We start from the raw sequence: 15,893 nt of genomic DNA on the forward strand, positions 1-15,893 counted from the left end.
CGCGTCGGCAGCGGCACCCTCGGCAGCGGCCAGGGCGGGGTTGCGCGATGTGCGTGATGACGTACGCGCACTGCCTGCGCGCCCGCTTGCACCAACCGCACCGCCTGTACCGCCAGTTCAGACGAAGACATGCCGACTTCCCGGCCGCGTCCCCGTAACCGACGAGGGACGCGAGTACCGGGCCAACGAGAGGAAAGCCTCCCGTGCCTGCCACCCGTATCACCCTGCGCCGCAGCCTCGCCGCTGCCGCCGCTCTGCCGCTGCTCGCCGTGGCCCTCACCGCCTGCGGTTACGGCTCCGAGGCGAAGGACGACGACGCCAAGAAGGCGAACGTCTCCTCCGGCGGCAAGAAGCTCTCCGCGGACACCGTGAAGATCGGCTACTTCCCGAACCTCACGCACGCCACCGCCCTGGTCGGCATCCAGGAAGGCCTGATCGCCAAGGAGCTCGGCGGCACGACGGTCAAGCCGTCGACGTTCAACGCCGGGCCGTCCGAGATCGAGGCGCTCAACGCGGGGTCGATCGACATCGGCTTCATCGGCCCCTCCCCCGCCATCAACGGTTTCGCCAAGTCCAAGGGCAAGAGCCTGCGGATCATCGGCGGTTCGGCGTCCGGCGGCGTGAAGCTGGTCGTCAACCCCAAGAAGATCAAGACCCTGGACGATCTCAAGGGCAAGAAGATCGCCACCCCGCAGCTCGGCAACACCCAGGACGTGGCGTTCCTCAACTGGATCTCCGAGAAGGGCTGGAAGGTCGACGCCCAGAGCGGCAAGGGCGACGTCTCCGTGGTCCGTACGGACAACAAGGTGACCCCGGACGCCTACAAGGCCGGTTCCATCGACGGTGCCTGGGTCCCGGAGCCGACCGCGTCCAAGCTGGTCGCGCAGGGCGCCAAGGTGCTCCTCGACGAGTCGACGCTCTGGCCGGACAAGAAGTTCGTGATCACGAACATCATCGTGTCGCAGAAGTTCCTCAGCGAGCACCCGGACGTCGTCGAGGCGGTGCTGCGCGGTTCGGTCAACACCAACGCGTGGATCAACGCCAACCCGGACAAGGCGAAGGCCTCCGCCAACGCCGCGCTCAAGGAGCTGTCCGGAAAGGCGCTGCCGCCCGAGGTCATCGACCCGGCGTGGAAGTCCGTCCAGTTCACCGATGACCCGCTGGCCGCCACCCTCGACACGGAGGCCAAGCACGCGGTGAAGGCCGGTCTGCTGGAGCAGACGGACCTGAGCGGCATCTACGACCTGAAGCCGCTGAACAAGATCCTCAAGGCCGCGGGCAAGCCCGAGGTCGCCGACGCCGGTCTCGGCGTCAAGTAACCCCCGACCGATCCAGGATCTCCCAGGAGGTGACGACCATGGCGACGACCACTCTCACCAAGGCCGAGGACCGTGTGTCGGCCGGGCACGCCGCCCGTATCGCGCACGTCTCGAAGTCCTTCGGCGGACCGGAGGGGACGCAGCTCGTCCTGGACGACATCACGCTCGATGTCGCTCCCGGCGAGTTCGTCACCCTCCTGGGAGCTTCCGGGTGCGGCAAATCGACGCTGCTCAACCTGGTGGCCGGACTCGACCGCCCGACCGCGGGGTCCATCGAGACCCCCGGCGGGCGGCCGGCCCTGATGTTCCAGGAGCACGCCCTCTTCCCGTGGCTGACCGCGGGCAAGAACATCGAACTCGCGCTGCGGCTGCGTGGCGTACCCAAGTCCGACCGCCGTACCGAGGCGGAGCGGCTGCTCGAACTCGTACGGCTCGGCGGGGCGTACGGGAAGCGGGTGCACGAACTCTCGGGCGGCATGCGCCAGCGGGTGGCGATGGCCCGCGCGCTCGCCCAGGACAGTCAACTACTGCTGATGGACGAGCCGTTCGCCGCACTCGACGCCATCACCCGGGATGTTCTGCACGACGAGCTGACCCGGATCTGGCGCGAGACGAACGTCTCGGTCCTCTTCGTCACGCACAACGTGCGGGAGGCGGTCCGGCTCGCCGAGCGGGTCGTCCTGCTGTCGTCGCGGCCTGGCCGGATCGCTCGCGAGTGGACGGTCGACATCGACCAGCCGCGCCGCATCGAGGACACCGCGGTGGCGGAGCTGTCCGTCGAGATCACGGAACAACTGCGTGGGGAGATCCGCCGACATGGCCAGCACTGAGACCACCACTACCGAGGACGCCGCCGTCAAGGACGCCGCCCAGGACCTGGCCGGCCTCGAGGCGGGTCTTGACGCACTCGACGCGGTGCGGGTGAGCCGCACCCCGGTGCGCCAGGTGCTGGTGCAGAAGGTCCTGCCGCCGGTCGTGGCCATCGCACTCGTCCTGGTCGTCTGGCAGATCCTCATCTGGGCGAAGGTCACCGACGACTACAAGCTGCCGTCGCCGTCCCAGGTCTGGGACGAGGTGAGCAACGCCTGGTCGCAGGGCACCCTGCTCGGCTACATCTGGACGAGCGTCTCGCGCGGCCTGTTCGGCTTCCTGCTGGCGCTCGTCATCGGCACCCCGCTCGGGCTGCTGGTGGCGCGCGTGAAGGTGGTGCGCGCGGCGATCGGACCGGTGCTCTCGGGTCTCCAGTCACTGCCGTCGGTGGCCTGGGTGCCGCCCGCGGTCCTCTGGCTGGGGCTCGACGACAGGATGATGTACGCGGTGATCCTGCTGGGCGCCGTCCCGTCGATCGCCAACGGTCTCGTCGCCGGTGTCGACCAGATCCCGCCGCTTCATCTGCGGGCGGGGCAGACGCTGGGCGCCACCGGGCTGCGCGGTACCTGGCACATCGTGCTGCCCGCCTCGCTGCCGGGCTATCTGGCGGGGCTGAAGCAGGGCTGGGCGTTCTCCTGGCGCTCGCTGATGGCCGCCGAGATCATCGCCTCGTCGCCCGATCTGGGCGTGGGCCTGGGGCAGTTGCTGGAGCAGGGCCGGGAGACCAGCAGCATGTCGATGGTGTTCCTCGCCATCTTCCTGATCCTGATCGTCGGCATCGCCATCGACCTGCTGATCTTCAGTCCGCTGGAGCGGTGGGTGCTGCGCAGCCGCGGCCTCCTCGTCAAGAACTGAGTACTGTCATGGCTTCCCCCGTTCTCCTCGTCATCGCCCACGGCAGCCGCGATCCGCGGCACGCGGCGACCGTGCACGCGCTCACCGCGCGGGTCCGGTCGCTGCGGCCGGGGCTGCGGGTGGAGACCGGCTTCCTCGACTTCAACGCCCCGTCGGTGCCGCAGGTCCTTCAGCGGCTGGCCACGGACGGAGCGAGGGACGTCGTCGCGCTCCCCCTGCTCCTCACCCGGGCCTTCCACGCCAAGTCCGACATCCCGGCGGTGCTGCACAAGGCCCGGACCGGACTGCCGCAACTGCACATCCGACAGGCCGAAGTACTCGGCCCGTCCCCGCTGCTGAACTCCGCACTGGAACAGCGCCTGTACGAAGCCGGGGTCCGTCCCGGCGACAGAAGCTCGACCGGGCTCGTCCTGGCCTCGGCGGGCTCCACAGACCCGGAGGCGATCGCAGTGATCGCTGAAATCGCGCGGGAGCTGCGGCACACCGGTTGGTGTTCCGTGCGGCCTGCGTTCGCCTCCGCTGCATCTCCCGCGGGGTTCCCCCGCACCGAGGACGCGGTACGGGCCCTGCGGGCCGAGGGCGTGCGCCGGGTGGCGGTGGCGCCGTACGTCATCGCGCCCGGCCGCCTCCCGGACCGTATCGCTGCGGGTGCCCGGGGGGCGGGGGCGGACGTACTGGCCGACGTACTCGGCCCTTCACCGGAGTTGGCAAGGCTGCTGCTGCGGCGCTACGACGAGGCGTGTGTGCCGCGCGTGGCGGCGCTCACCGCCTGACCGGGCCCTTGCCTCCGATCGGCTGCGGCCGGGCGCAGCGCCGGCTGCGCGGCGCCCGGCCGGTTCGGTCTACCCGGCCTTGGTCGTCGCCTTGACCGTGACAGCCGGTCCGACGCCCGCCGCGGTGACCGCGGCGACCGTGACCGTGTACGCGGTGCTGGGGGTCAGCCCGCCGATCACCCGGAACATGCCCTTGGCCGAGGGCTGACCGACCAGGGCGTCCCGCCCGGTGACCTCGATGGTCCGGCCGTCGGAGAGCGTCAGCCGGTAGCCGATCACCTTGGCGTCACCCATGTTCTTGGGCGGCGTCCAGGCGACAGTCGCGGCGGTGGCCGCGGTACGCAGCTTCGGCGCGGAGGGGGCGTCGGACGGCACCGTGGCCGCAGTCGGCCGGAGCGCGGCAGAGGGGAGGGACGCGGCGCTGGAGCCCTGCGCATTGGCGGCGGTGACGGTGACGGTGAAGGGGCCGTCGGCCTCGGGGAGCCCGCCGATCCGGATGTAGGCCAGCCGCTTGTAGTCGGCGGCCGAGGCGGTCGCCGCAGCTGCCTCCGTCCCGTCCGGCCGCAGGGCGTGCGCGGTGTAGCCGAGAACCGGTGAACCGCCTTCCACGAAGCTGGGGTTGAAGGTGGCGTACAGGGCGTCCGCCCCCGCCGTGCTGGTGCCGACCCGGGACGGTGCCTCGGGTACGGAGAGCGCCCCGGTGCCGCGCTCGAGAATCCCTTCGTACGCGGGCTCCAGTCCCGCGTTCTCGATGATCGATGCGGGAACGTCGGCGGGGGACGTCATGATGCGGTTGCCGGTGGTCACCAGCCCCTTGTTGTCGCCGTCGCTCGTGCCCTCCTCCCACCAGTTGTCCTTGATGAGCGTCGGGTCGTTGTTGCCGAGCATGTCGCGGTAGTCGGTGTGGCGGCTGGCGACATTGGCGTACGAAGCTCCGTACAGCACATTGCCCTCGACGGTCTCGTAGGTGCAGCCGTTGTCGGTGTAGACGCTCTTGCCCAGGCCCCACTGGTCGTGGATGACATTGCCGGTGACCTTCTCACCGTCGGCGAGCGATGTGCCGGTCATGCCCTGGGTGTAGATGCCACCACCGTCGTCGAACATCTGCATGTAGTCGAAGATGAGGTTGTCGCTCACAGCGTTGTCATGGCTGGGGTTGGGCGTCGCGGGCGAGCCGATCTTGTCGGGCCAGCCTCCCCAGCCCATGGATATCGCGCTGTAGCCGAGATGGTCGAGCTGGTTGTGCGCGATGGTGTTGTGCTGGGTGTAGCCGTTGAGGATGCCGACCGACCCGTGGTACTCACGGGGCAGCCCGTAGAGATGGTTGTTCGTCACCTCGACTCCACTGGTGGGGGTTTGGCCGTCCACACCGCCGACCTCCAGACCGTTGCCCGAGATGTCGGTGAAGATGCTGCCACTGACCCGGCTGTCGGCCGTGCCCGTACCGAGTTCGAGCCCGGCGGCGCCGAGATGCGTGAAGATGCTGTCGCTGAATTCGATGCGCTTCCCGTACGTGAAGGAGACATTGCCCGGCATCTTGGTCCAGGAGGCGAACGGACAGGTACCGCCTTCGACGAACCCGCACAGTCCTTGAGTGGCCCAGCCGGTGGGCCCGGTGATGGTGTAGCCGGCCTGGATCTCGGAGAATCCCTCGGGTCGTGAGGGGGTCAGCCAGGTCGCATAGCTGAACTGCAGCCCGCGGAAAGCGACATCGTGGACGGGTGCCTCAGCGGTGCCACGGCCGTCGACGAGTTTCTCGGCCGAGGCCGCCTCGACGTCCGCACGGTGCAGGTCCTCGCCCTTGCGCGGCAGGTAGTAGACGGTGCGGGCCGAGCGGTCGAGGTACCACTCGCCCGGCTGGTCCAGGAGCTCGTAGGCGTTCTCGATGTACGAAGCCTTGCCGTCATTGGTGAGATGGCCGGGGCCGACCATGGAGACGGAGCGGCCCGGGATGTCAGGGAACTCCACACGCTTGTTGGAGTTGTCCCAGCACGGCTGGACCATGGTGAGGGTGGTGCCCTCGGCCTCGGCGATCCGGCAGCGCGGTTCGGTCCACTGACCGAGGCCGTTGCGTTCGACGTTCCAGAGTTCCTCGCCGCTGGAGTAGACGAATTCGGCGTCGGACGGGTGGCGCCAGTGCGCGAGGGTGTCCGCGGTTGTGGTGTACCCGGTGGGTGTGACCGTCAGCCCGACGGGCACCTCGCCACGTGCGCGCTGGGCGCGCACGCCGTCGACATACAACTGCCGGGTTTCGGCGAGCCCTTGGGGCGCGGGCGCCGAATAGAGCCCGGGACGCCCACGGACCGGCCTCCAGCCTTCGACCTTGCGGCCGCCGCTGATGACCGTGGATCCGGTCCCCTGCCAGATGATCCGGTGGCCGTCGCGGCCCGAGTCCCGAGCGTCGAGGACGAGCGGCTTCTCCGTCCGGTACGTACCGGACGCGAGATGGACGGTGAGGTCGCCATCTGCACGCGCGGCCCTCGCACGCGCCAGATCACGCGCCCGCTGAAGGGTCTTGACGGGGTGACGGGCGATGCCCTGCGCGTGGTCGTCACCCATGGGGGACACATACACATCTGCGGAGTGCACGTCGGCCGAGTCGGTTACGGCCGCGGTCGAGCTGCCGGGGACGCCGAGCGCCAGGGCCGCGGAGAGAGCCGCTACAAGCGCGGCTCTTCGGGGTGCGAGCATCTTCCCTCCCTTGGAAATCAGTCTCGTCAGGCACGAGAAAGGTAGGAGGGTTTACGTGCAACGGTCAACGAAACTTGCAGGATTGCCGCCCCGAGGCACTCACTTTCACCGGAGTCATCGGATCAATCACACCAAACGCCCGGGAGAGGGGGCGACTGTCAGCTGAAGTCGAGACTGCCCGTGCGGGTGCGCTTGAGCTCGAAGAAGTCCGGGTAGCCGGCCATCACACGCAGGCTGTCGAACAGCCTGGCCGCCTCCTCGCCGCGCGGGACGGAGTTGAGAACCGGGCCGAACCAGACGCCGCCGTCGACATGGATGGTGGGAGTGCCGACATAAGCGTCGGCCTCCGGGTCCTTGCCCGCGTCGTGGCTGCGGCGCAGCGCCTCGTCGTACGCCGTGGAGTGCGCGGCCCCGGCAAGCCCGTCGGGCAGGCCCACTTCGGCGAGCGCCTGGGCGACCACCTCGTCGAAGTCCTCGTTCTTCTGTACGTGGATACGGGTTCCCAGGGCGGTGTAGAGCTCGCGGAGCACACCGTCGCCGTGGTCCGCGGCAGCGGCGACCGCGACCCGTACCGGGCCGATCGACCTGTCGACCAGTTCCCGGTACCAGTCGGGGAGTTCATTGCCGACGTTGTGCAGGAAGAGACTCATGACGTGGAAACGGAGTTCGATGTCGCGCTGCTGCTCCACCTCCAGCATCCAGCGGGAGGTGATCCAGGCGAACGGGCAGGCCGGGTCGAAGTAGAAGTCGACGGCGGTCCTGCCCGTGGCCGGGGTGCGGTGAGTGGTCATGCGTCGAGCCTATCCAGACATTGGCGTACAACCGCGGGCCATTCACCGCTCGTGTGACTGGGCCACTTTCAGGTGGCGGTCCAGTGCGGATCGCGTCCGCTGTGGGCCAGCGCCCGTTCGAACACCGGCGCCGAATCGGACACCGGGACCTCGTCGGCGAAGCCGTCGTACTGCCGGTAGAGCGCCGCGGAGCCGTCGACGACATCGAGGACGAAGGCTGCCGCCGCGTCGGAGAGCCGGAACTCCTGCCCGGTTGCCCGAGCCACGTCCCAGCTGTGCAGGGCCGTCTCCTCGATGAGCATGGCGGCGATCTCGGACGCCGGGGACGTCGAACCTCCGAGGTCGATCTCCCCCTCCCAGACCGCCGGGTCCGACCAGGCGGCGACGGCGCGGTCCAGTTGCGCCGCGTACTTCTCCGCCCAGTCGGCATCCGCGGTGAAGTCACGGGTGGTGAGCTCGTCGGGAAGATCCTTGCGCAGGGCGCGGTGCTCCAGGCCGTACGAGGTGTAGAGCACCCAGTGGTTGATCAGCCCGCGCACGTCCCAGTCGCCGCAGGGCGTGGCGGAGGCGTCCAACTGTTCGGCGCGGACGGCGCGGGCGATACGGGCCGCCTCGGCGGCACATTCGGTCAGGTGAGCGTGCTCGTTCTTCATGCACAGCACGCTAGAGCGGCCGCTGGCGCGGGTATTGAAGAAAAGCGACAGCGGCCGGGTTTCCGGCCCGGTCAGGAGGCCGCGTCGATCAGTGCGGTGAGTTCGGCCACCGACATCGATCCGGGCTCCCGGCGCTCCCGCGCGAAGGCATTCGCGGTGCGCTGGAGTACGTCATTGACCGGTGTGGGCACCCCGTGCTCCCGGCCGAGCAGCACGATCTCACCGTTGAGATAGTCGGCCTCGATGGTGCCCGTACCCCGACTGAGGCTCTGCCAGGACGAACCGGCGCCGCGCGGGGAGCCGTCGAACGGCTCGAAGCGGATCCGGTCGCCGCGCGCCTTCGTCTGTTCCTCCTGGCCGACCGCGTCGATACCGGCGGCCGCCAGCACGGCCCGGCCCTCGGCGAACGCCCGCTTGAACAGGGCGACGGCCTCCTCTCCGGTGAGCAGGCCGGTGACGGCCTCGATCGCGTTGGCGAGGTTGGAGAGCAGCTTGCCGTACTTCCAGCGCATCACGTCCGGCACGACCGGGGCGAGCAGCTTCGACTTCTCCAGGTCGGCGGCGATCAGCCGGGCCGTCTCGTCGGTCCCGGTGGGATAGCGCCCCAGGTGCAGGATGCCGGTCAGCGGCGTTCCGGCCGCGGACACCTGGCCGGGTTCGACGAAGGTGGCGGGCAGCCAGACGCACATGCCGTACACATGCCGGAAGCGGCGCAGCGCGAGACGTTCGCTCTCCACGCCGTTCTGCGCGCAGATCAGCGGCAGCCGCTCGCCCGCGGTACCGCCGCCCGCCACCGGCCTGATGCTCCAGGCGTCGAGTGCGGCGGTGCGGCGCATCCCGGCTCCGTTCGGTGCGGCCGCGTGTCACATATGGCGGTCAAATCCTATGCGGGGAGGCGGACGTGTCGAGGGCCGCCCACCGGGGTCGATCTCCACCGGCTGCACCGGCCGACCCGGATGTGCCCATGGCCGACCAGCTGGGCGCTCGGGATGCGCTGAGGCAGGAAGGTAGGATCCGGTTCATCGGTCCGGACACACCCTCACCGCCGACCAGCTGGAGCAGGCTCTCTCCCCGACCGGGATCGCCTCGGTGCAGAACCGCTTCTCCTCGACCGTGCGTCGGACCCGGTGCTGAAGCTCTGCCAGATCCATGGCCTCGCTTCTCCGCCCTGGTTCCCGCCGGCCGACGGCGCCCCGACCTTTGACGTCGCCGAGGCGCCCGCCGGGATCGCCGAACGGCACGGTGCCACCCGCGGGCAGATCGCCCTCGCCTGGCTGCTGCACCGCTCCCCCGCACTGTGCCCGACGCCGGGCCTGGGTTCGCCCAACCATCCGGCGGAGGCCCTCGGGGCTGCGGAGATCCGGCCGTCCGCCGAGAACATGAGTCGCCTGGAAGCGCTCGCGCCCGCATGAAGGAGTACCCGCCCATGACCACCACCGCCGCCGCCCTCACCACCTCTGTCTCCGCGGCCCCGGTGCCGGTGATCCGGGCCGACGGGGTCCGGCTCGTCCGGGACGGCAACGTCCTGCTCGACTCGGTCTCGATGACCGTGCGCAGCGGTGAGCACTGGGCCCTGCTCGGCGCCAACGGTGCCGGAAAGAGCACGCTGCTCGGGCTGCTCGGCGCGGTCACCTACCCCACCCACGGATCGGTGGAAGTCCTGGGACGCACGATCGGACGGGTCGACCTGCGGGAGCTGCGGACCCTGCTGGGGCACGTCAACCCGCGTCATCCGCTGCGTTCCCCGCTGTCGGTGCGCGAGGTGGTGCTCACCGGTCTGACCAACTCGGTCGAGCCGGTACCGCGTTGGTCCGCGAGCGCCGAGCAACAGGAACAGGCCGGCCGGCTGCTGAAGATGCTGGGCATGCAGGGCAGGACCGGATCGCGCTGGCCGTCGCTCTCGCAGGGCGAGCGGGGCCGTACGCTCATCGCCCGCGCTCTGATGCCGCAGCCGCGGCTGCTGCTTCTCGACGAGCCGGCCACCGGTCTGGATCTCGCTGCCCGCGAGCAGCTGCTGGACGCCCTGGACACCTTGCGCCAGGAACACCCCGAGCTGGCGACTGTCCTGGTCACGCACCATCTCGAGGAACTGCCCGCCTCCACCACGCATGCGATGCTGCTTCGGGCGGGGCGGTGTGTGGCCTCGGGTCCGGCCGACGAGGTGCTGACCACGGCTCAGGTCAGTGACTGCTTCGGACATCCGGTGCGGATCGCCCGTACGGACGGCCGGTGGACGGCGCGGGCGCAGCGCGTCACGCGCGGCTGACGGCAGTCGACCGCCGTCGGACGCCGTCAGCCGTCGGACGGTTCGGCGCTGAACGACGTGGCCTGGTGGAAGTAGAGGAGCCAGCCGCGCCCGGTCAGCCGCCACAGTGAACTGCGGTGAGCCCTGAGCCCCTTGTACTCGGAGTCGAAGGTCAGATGGACGAGTTCGTCGGCGAGCTGGACACCGCGCATCCGTGACGCGGTGAGCTGTCCGGGCCGTGGGGCCTCGTCCGCGGTCAGCGAGGCGATGGTCGCGTCGCGGTCCCAGAAGCGGCCGGCGGTGTCGATCTCGCGGAACTCCGGGTGCAACACCTGGACGAGGAGATCGGCGGAGCAGCGCACCAGCGGGTCGAGGAGTCTGAGTTCGCCCTCGACGGCGGCGGCCACGCCGGGCGGCGGCTCAGTCACGCGTCATCTCCACGAGTTTGGCGACGGTGTTCCAGTTACGTGTGGTGGCGGTGAGGCCCTTGGTGAGGGAAGGGCGGTGGAGCGCCTCGGCAAGCTTGGAACGGCCCAGTCCGTCGGGGGCATAGAGGTAGAGCGCACGGTCGCCGAGCCGGAACTCCTCCGGGCGGAAGGCGTCGGCGTCGATCGCCGCGAAGCGTGTGGCGTCCACCGGCCGGTCGAAGTAGGTGACGTGCAGCTGCTTGCCCTCGAGGGCGGCGGCCGGGAACGGGCAGGCCTCGGCGACCGATGCGAGATAAGGGCCGTTCCGGATCAGACACGGGACGGCGAAGCCGAAGCGTTCCTCGATGGCCTGCTCCAGCTGTGCGGTGAGCGCGTCCTGGTCAACCGACGCGCTGCTGAAGACGGCATTGCCGCTCTGCAGGTACGTACGGACATCCGCATGGCCCAGCTCCGTGAGGAGTGTGCGGAGTTCGGCCATCGGGACCTTCTTGTGGCCGCTCACATTGATCCCGCGCAACAGCGCCGCGTACCTGGTGGTCATGGCCACACCATAGGACGATCCGCCGGGGGTGTGCGGCCGCCGCGCCCCGGGGGGGAGAGCGCGGCGGCCGCCGTCTCGGTGGTGGCCGCTACTCGACGATCTTCAGCAGCTTGTTCGGCGTTCCCTCGGTCGCATTGGAGATCGCGTCGGGGGTGGCGCCGTCGGTGAGGGCCGTGGCGACCTCCGCCGGGGTGGCGTCCGGGTGTCCGGCAAGGTAGACGGCGGCGGCACCGACGACGTGCGGAGTCGCCATGGACGTACCGGAGATGGTGTTCGTCGCGTCGTCGCTGTCGTTCCAGGACGAGGTGATGTCCGAACCCGGGGCGTAGATGTCCACGACCGGGCCGTAGTTGGAGAACGACGACTGCTCGTCGTCCACCGTGGACGAGGCGACCGTGATGGCCTCCGGGACGCGGGCCGGGGAGCCCTCGCTCGCGTCGGCGGACTCGTTTCCTGCGGCCACCGCGAAGGTGACTCCGGAGGCGATGGCCTTCTGGACCGCGGCGTCGAGAGCCGGGTCGGCACTGCCGCCGAGGCTCATGTTGGCGACGGACGGACCCTCGTGGTGCGCGGTGACCCAGTCGATGCCGGCGACGACCTGCTCGGTGGTGCCCGAGCCGGAGTCGTCCAGGACCCGGACGGCGACGATCTTCGCCTTCTTGGCGACGCCGAACGTCGCACCGGCTATGGTGCCGGCCACGTGCGTCCCGTGGCCGTTGCCGTCATCCGCGCTGTCGTCGTTGTCCACGGCGTCGAAGCCCGAGCTCGCCCGGCCCTCGAACTCCTTGTGCGTGACGCGGACACCGGTGTCGATGACATACGCCGTGACGCCTTCGCCCGCGCTGTCCGGGTAGGTGTACGCATGGTCGCCGGCGGTCCCGGTCTGGTCGATCCGGTCGAGACCCCACGACGGCGGGTTGTCCTGGGTGGCGTCGATGTGGAACTTCTTGTTCTGGACGACCTTGGAGACGGCCGGGTCGGCCGCGAGCTGCTTGGCCTCGGCCTGCGAAAGGCCGCTGGCGGAGAAGCCGTTGATGGCGGAGCTGTAGGTGCGCTTCAGCTTGCCGCCGTACTCCTTGGCGAGCTTCGCCTTGTCGGCCTTCTGGTCCAGCATCACGATGTAGCTGCCCGAGACGGCGGTCGCCGCGTCCGCACCGTAGACCGTCCCCATCGCGGGAGCGGGTGCGGCTCCGGCGTAGGACGTGCCCAGCAGGGTGACTCCGGCAGCTGCGGCCGCCGCGGTGATCGCCGCGGTCAGCTTGGTCCGGGATGTGCGCTTGTGCATGGCCATGAAGAGGGGTCTCCTCGGCATTGTTTGTGGGGGGATTGACCCTCGGGCGGAAGATCTCCGGGGGCTGGCTCGAAACCCTCGCCGATTGACACGCTCAGATCAACCCCTTCATGCAGCTGTGACTTACTCAACAAGGTTTCGTAATAAGAAATCGGCCAGCGATGGTCAAGTCGGGCGACCGGCCCCAACGCCCCACACACGTATGGGGCGTTGCACGTGCGTGGGACGCACAGTGGAGAAGGACCTCGGTCGGTCCGCCGGGCCTCAGCGCTGGTAGCGGGCCAGTACCCGGTTCCCGTCGTCGACCAGGCGCCTGTTCAGCTCGTCCCGGCCGATCGCCCCGCTGTAGTACTCCTGCAGCGCGGGCGTGGCGACCTTGTCCTTCCACTCGGGGTATCCGCGCACCGACTGGGCGGGCGCCGAGCGCAACCCCTTCGCCAGGGCTGCGCCGGTCGCCCAGCCGTTCTCGGTGGTGTGCAGGGCCGGGTCCGCGAGCGCGGCCGTGCCGGTCGGCAGCATCCAGTCGCCTTCTGCCAGGCGCACCATGTTCGGCGGACGCAGCAGGAAGTCGATGAACTGCGCGGCCGCCTTCTTGTGCGGGCTGGACTCGGCGACGGAGAGGGTCTGCGGGCTCACGCCCTGGGCGAGCCCGTCGCTGCCGGCCGGGGCGGGCAACACCTTCCATTCGAAGCCCTCGGGGGCCTGCTCGACGACCTGCTGACGGTACGAGAACCCAAGCGGGACCATCGCGTACCGCCCACCGAACAGCCCGGGGAGGGTGTCGGAGCCGCCCATGCCGAGCGCGGTGCGGGCAGCGCTGTGGTCGGTGTCGACCTGGTCGCGGATGGTGCCGGGGACCACCTGGTCGCCTTCGTCGAGGCGGATGGTCACCTTGCCGTCGGCGCCGCGGTGGAAGAGCTGTCCGCCGCTGGAGAGGCCGAGGTTGAGGGTGACGGAGACGGGTTCCTTCAGCGGCCAGGCGATGCCGTACGTCGCCTTCCCCTTCCCCTTGCCCGTCAGCTCCTTGGTGACCTGCCGGAATTCGTCCCAGCTCCACGGGTTCGCCGGGGTCGGGATACGGACGCCGGAGGCCTTGAGGATCTTGGTGTTGGCGATCAGGACCCGGGGCTCCTGCAGGAACGGCACCCCGTAGACACCGTCGCCGAAGGTCGTGGTCCGCCAGCTCTGCTCCGGGATGTCGGCGGTCAGCCGGTCGGGCAGGAGGGCACGCAGATCGGCGAGATAGCCGCCGTACGCGAAGTCGGCGAGGTCGTCGGAGGCGTCGTGGATGACGTCCGGAGCCTCGTCGCCCTCGAAGGAGGTGAGCAGTTGGTCGTGGACGCTGTCCCAGCTGCCCTGCACGTACTCGACCTGGATGTCGGGGTGGGTGGCGTTCCACTCCTTGACCAGCTGCTTGTTGGCGTCGACGGACTCCTTCTGCCAGGCCAGCGACTGGAAGCGCAGTTCGATCTTCCCGTTGGTGTCCGTTCCGCCCCCGCCACCGCTGCAGCCGGTGAGCAGCAGGGCCAGCGCGGTGGCCGCGGCGGCCGCCGTCCGTACCGGTGGACGCATCAGCTCTTCACCGCCCCGGCGAGCATGCCACCGGTGATCCGGCGCTGGATGACCGCGAAGAGGACGAGGGAGGGCAGGGTGGCGAGGAAAGCGGCGGCGGCGAGCGGCCCGAGTTCGGCCGCGCCCTCCGCGCCGAGGAAGTGGGTGAGTACGACCGGCAAGGTCTGCTTCTCCGGTGTCTTGAGCAGGACGAGTGCGAAGAAGAACTCGTTCCATGCGGTGATGAACGCGAAGAGTGCGGTGGCGACGATTCCTGGGGCCAGCAGCGGGATGGTGACCGAGACGAGCGTCCGCAGCCGGCTCGCGCCGTCGACCGAGGCGGCCTCTTCGAGTTCGGGCGGTACGGCACGGACGTAGCCGACCAGCATCCACAGCGCGAACGGCAGCGCCCAGACGACGTACACCATGATCAGCCCCCACAGGGAGTTGATCAGATGCAGATTCTTGAGAATCAGGAAGAGCGGAATGATCAGCAGCACGAAGGGGAACGCCTGGCTGACCACGACCCAGCCGGTGGCGGCCGCCGAGAGCCTGGTGCGATGCCGGGCCATCACATAGGCCATGGGCGTCGCGATGACGACGGCGATCAGGGCGGCGGACAGTGCGGCGACCAGTGAGTTGGCTGCGGCCTGGAGCAGCGGCTGCTCGTCGAAGGCCTGCCGGAAGTTGTCCAGGGTCGGATGCTCGGGGATCCAGGTGGGGTGCAGGGAACCCAGTTCGCGGGCCGGCTTGAAGGCCGTGGAGATCAGCCAGAGGAACGGGAACGCCAGGAAGACGAGGTAGCCCAGGAGCGCGACGTACTGTCCGGTGCGGGCGGATCTGCTGGTACGGAGGCTCACCGGTCCTCGCCTCCCCTGAGCCGGCCGACGAGATGGAGGGCGAGGACGACGGAGATCACCGCGACCATCACACAGCCCATCGCCGCGGCGTAGCCGAACTGGCCGTAGCGGAAGGCCTCCTCGTAGGCGAAGAGCATCGGCAGCCTGGTCCGGCCACCGGGGCCGCCGTTGGTCAGGACGTAGACCAGGGCGAACGAGTTGAAGTTCCAGATGAAATTGAGGGCGGTGATGGCGAGCGCGACCGGTCTCAGAGCCGGCCAGGTGACGGTACGGAACCGGCGCCAGGCGCCCGCGCCGTCCAGGGCGGCCGCTTCGTGGAGTTCGTGCGGGGTGTTCTGGAGCCCGGCCAGGAGCGCGACAGTGGTCTGCGGCATGCCCGCCCAGACACCTACGACGATCACGGCGGGCAGTGCGGTGGCCAGTCCGGTCAGCCAGTCCCGGCCGTCACCGAACCCGAGATCGCGGATGATCTCGTTGAGGACGCCCGCGTCCGGGTTGTAGACGAGCCGCCACATGATGCCGACGACGACTTCGGGCATGGCCCAGGGGATGATCGCGAGGGCCCGCGCCAGCCAGCGCATCCGCAGGTTCTGGTTGAGCAGGAGGGCGAGGCCCAGCGCGAGCAGGAACTGCGGGACGGTGACGCCGACCGCCCAGACGAGGCCGATCCGGAACGAGTCCCAGAACAGGGTGTCGTGAAGCAGGTCCTGGAAGTTCAGCCCGCCGACCCACTGGGTGGACCGGGTGCGGCCGGACTGGGCATCGGTGAACGCCAGGGCGACGCCGTAGAGCAGGGGGCCGACGCTGAGGATCAGGATCGGGATCAGGGCGGGCAGCACCAGGAACCAGGTGCCGGCATTCCGGTTGATCAGCGGAGCCTGTCTGCCCTGTCTGCCCCGTCGGGACAGCGGACTGCCGGGTGGACCGTGCTGTCCGGACTGTACGGTTGCATTCGCCAACGTCATGAATTCGACCCCCTTGCGTCATTGGATCGCTTTCACCCAGTTCCGGCCGCTCAGGTGGCC

General features: G+C 69.4%; 15 protein-coding genes and 1 pseudogene. 6 read left to right on the forward strand and 10 right to left on the reverse strand.

Annotation, left to right across the window (positions count from 1 at the left end):
• Window positions 1–203: 203 nt before the first annotated feature.
• The 4 genes from OHA88_RS13835 to OHA88_RS13850 are packed head-to-tail and all read left to right on the forward strand — an operon-like array spanning window position 204 to window position 3,817.
• Window positions 204–1,319 carry an ABC transporter substrate-binding protein gene (locus OHA88_RS13835; protein WP_267000532.1) on the forward strand — a complete coding sequence of 372 codons (1,116 nt, stop codon included), beginning with the start codon at window positions 204–206 and terminating at the stop codon, window positions 1,317–1,319.
• A 38-nt stretch (window positions 1,320–1,357) separates the two neighbouring features.
• Window positions 1,358–2,149 carry an ABC transporter ATP-binding protein gene (locus OHA88_RS13840; protein ID WP_267000534.1) on the forward strand — a complete coding sequence of 264 codons (792 nt, stop codon included), beginning with the start codon at window positions 1,358–1,360 and terminating at the stop codon, window positions 2,147–2,149.
• On the forward strand, window positions 2,136–3,044 hold the full coding sequence (locus OHA88_RS13845) for an ABC transporter permease (RefSeq protein ID WP_328625747.1): 909 nt from the start codon (window positions 2,136–2,138) through the stop codon (window positions 3,042–3,044). The genes OHA88_RS13840 and OHA88_RS13845 overlap by 14 nt, the downstream gene beginning before the upstream one ends.
• 8 nt (window positions 3,045–3,052) lie before the next feature.
• Window positions 3,053–3,817, forward strand: coding sequence for a sirohydrochlorin chelatase (locus OHA88_RS13850; RefSeq protein ID WP_328625748.1), 765 nt, complete (start codon window positions 3,053–3,055; stop codon window positions 3,815–3,817).
• A 69-nt stretch (window positions 3,818–3,886) separates the two neighbouring features.
• Here OHA88_RS13850 and OHA88_RS13855 read toward each other — a convergent pair whose 3' ends face one another.
• From OHA88_RS13855 to OHA88_RS13870, 4 genes and pseudogenes are all read right to left on the reverse strand, one after another.
• On the reverse strand, window positions 3,887–6,508 hold the full coding sequence (locus OHA88_RS13855) for a right-handed parallel beta-helix repeat-containing protein (RefSeq protein ID WP_328625749.1): 2,622 nt from the start codon (window positions 6,506–6,508) through the stop codon (window positions 3,887–3,889).
• Between the two features lie 158 nt (window positions 6,509–6,666).
• Entirely contained in the window at window positions 6,667–7,299 is a 633-nt protein-coding gene (locus OHA88_RS13860; RefSeq protein WP_267000540.1) for a mycothiol-dependent nitroreductase Rv2466c family protein, read from the reverse strand.
• A gap of 68 nt (window positions 7,300–7,367) precedes the next feature.
• Entirely contained in the window at window positions 7,368–7,952 is a 585-nt protein-coding gene (locus tag OHA88_RS13865; RefSeq protein ID WP_267000542.1) for a TIGR03086 family metal-binding protein, read from the reverse strand.
• A 71-nt stretch (window positions 7,953–8,023) separates the two neighbouring features.
• Window positions 8,024–8,776: pseudogene (locus OHA88_RS13870) on the reverse strand (ketopantoate reductase family protein); the annotation flags it as partial.
• A gap of 303 nt (window positions 8,777–9,079) precedes the next feature.
• Between OHA88_RS13870 and OHA88_RS13875 the strand changes: the two are divergent.
• Together OHA88_RS13875 and OHA88_RS13880 are read left to right on the forward strand one after the other, a co-directional pair.
• Window positions 9,080–9,364, forward strand: coding sequence for an aldo/keto reductase (locus OHA88_RS13875; protein WP_267000546.1), 285 nt, complete (start codon window positions 9,080–9,082; stop codon window positions 9,362–9,364).
• Window positions 9,365–9,378: 14 nt separating this feature from the next.
• On the forward strand, window positions 9,379–10,218 hold the full coding sequence (locus OHA88_RS13880) for an ABC transporter ATP-binding protein (protein WP_328625750.1): 840 nt from the start codon (window positions 9,379–9,381) through the stop codon (window positions 10,216–10,218).
• Window positions 10,219–10,244: 26 nt separating this feature from the next.
• On the opposite strand, the gene OHA88_RS13885 is transcribed toward OHA88_RS13880, so the two are convergent.
• From OHA88_RS13885 to OHA88_RS13910, 6 genes are all read right to left on the reverse strand, one after another.
• Window positions 10,245–10,625 carry a nuclear transport factor 2 family protein gene (locus OHA88_RS13885; protein ID WP_267000550.1) on the reverse strand — a complete coding sequence of 127 codons (381 nt, stop codon included), beginning with the start codon at window positions 10,623–10,625 and terminating at the stop codon, window positions 10,245–10,247.
• Complete coding sequence (locus OHA88_RS13890) at window positions 10,618–11,166, reverse strand: DUF1697 domain-containing protein (protein WP_328625751.1); 549 nt, start codon at window positions 11,164–11,166, stop codon at window positions 10,618–10,620. The genes OHA88_RS13885 and OHA88_RS13890 overlap by 8 nt, the downstream gene beginning before the upstream one ends.
• Before the next feature lie 88 nt (window positions 11,167–11,254).
• Entirely contained in the window at window positions 11,255–12,457 is a 1,203-nt protein-coding gene (locus tag OHA88_RS13895) for a S8 family peptidase (protein ID WP_267000554.1), read from the reverse strand.
• A 264-nt stretch (window positions 12,458–12,721) separates the two neighbouring features.
• Entirely contained in the window at window positions 12,722–14,029 is a 1,308-nt protein-coding gene (locus tag OHA88_RS13900; protein ID WP_328625752.1) for an ABC transporter substrate-binding protein, read from the reverse strand.
• Entirely contained in the window at window positions 14,029–14,868 is an 840-nt protein-coding gene (locus OHA88_RS13905) for a carbohydrate ABC transporter permease (RefSeq protein ID WP_328625753.1), read from the reverse strand. The genes OHA88_RS13900 and OHA88_RS13905 overlap by 1 nt, the downstream gene beginning before the upstream one ends.
• Entirely contained in the window at window positions 14,865–15,833 is a 969-nt protein-coding gene (locus OHA88_RS13910; protein ID WP_328625754.1) for a carbohydrate ABC transporter permease, read from the reverse strand. Before OHA88_RS13910 ends, OHA88_RS13905 begins: the two co-directional genes overlap by 4 nt.
• Window positions 15,834–15,893: the final 60 nt, after the last annotated feature.

Origin of the sequence: Streptomyces sp. NBC_00353 (assembly GCF_036108815.1) — a bacterium.
Taxonomy (GTDB): domain Bacteria; phylum Actinomycetota; class Actinomycetes; order Streptomycetales; family Streptomycetaceae; genus Streptomyces.

Coding starts and splice junctions, on each gene's coding strand:
- OHA88_RS13840 (WP_267000534.1), top strand. CDS start 1,358: ATGGCGACGACCACTCTCACCAAGGCCGAGGACCGTGTGTCGGCCGGG.
- OHA88_RS13845 (WP_328625747.1), top strand. CDS start 2,136: ATGGCCAGCACTGAGACCACCACTACCGAGGACGCCGCCGTCAAGGAC.
- OHA88_RS13850 (WP_328625748.1), top strand. CDS start 3,053: ATGGCTTCCCCCGTTCTCCTCGTCATCGCCCACGGCAGCCGCGATCCG.
- OHA88_RS13855 (WP_328625749.1), bottom strand. CDS start 6,508: ATGCTCGCACCCCGAAGAGCCGCGCTTGTAGCGGCTCTCTCCGCGGCC.
- OHA88_RS13860 (WP_267000540.1), bottom strand. CDS start 7,299: ATGACCACTCACCGCACCCCGGCCACGGGCAGGACCGCCGTCGACTTC.
- OHA88_RS13865 (WP_267000542.1), bottom strand. CDS start 7,952: ATGAAGAACGAGCACGCTCACCTGACCGAATGTGCCGCCGAGGCGGCC.
- OHA88_RS13880 (WP_328625750.1), top strand. CDS start 9,379: ATGACCACCACCGCCGCCGCCCTCACCACCTCTGTCTCCGCGGCCCCG.
- OHA88_RS13890 (WP_328625751.1), bottom strand. CDS start 11,166: ATGACCACCAGGTACGCGGCGCTGTTGCGCGGGATCAATGTGAGCGGC.
- OHA88_RS13895 (WP_267000554.1), bottom strand. CDS start 12,457: ATGGCCATGCACAAGCGCACATCCCGGACCAAGCTGACCGCGGCGATC.
- OHA88_RS13900 (WP_328625752.1), bottom strand. CDS start 14,029: ATGCGTCCACCGGTACGGACGGCGGCCGCCGCGGCCACCGCGCTGGCC.
- OHA88_RS13910 (WP_328625754.1), bottom strand. CDS start 15,833: ATGACGTTGGCGAATGCAACCGTACAGTCCGGACAGCACGGTCCACCC.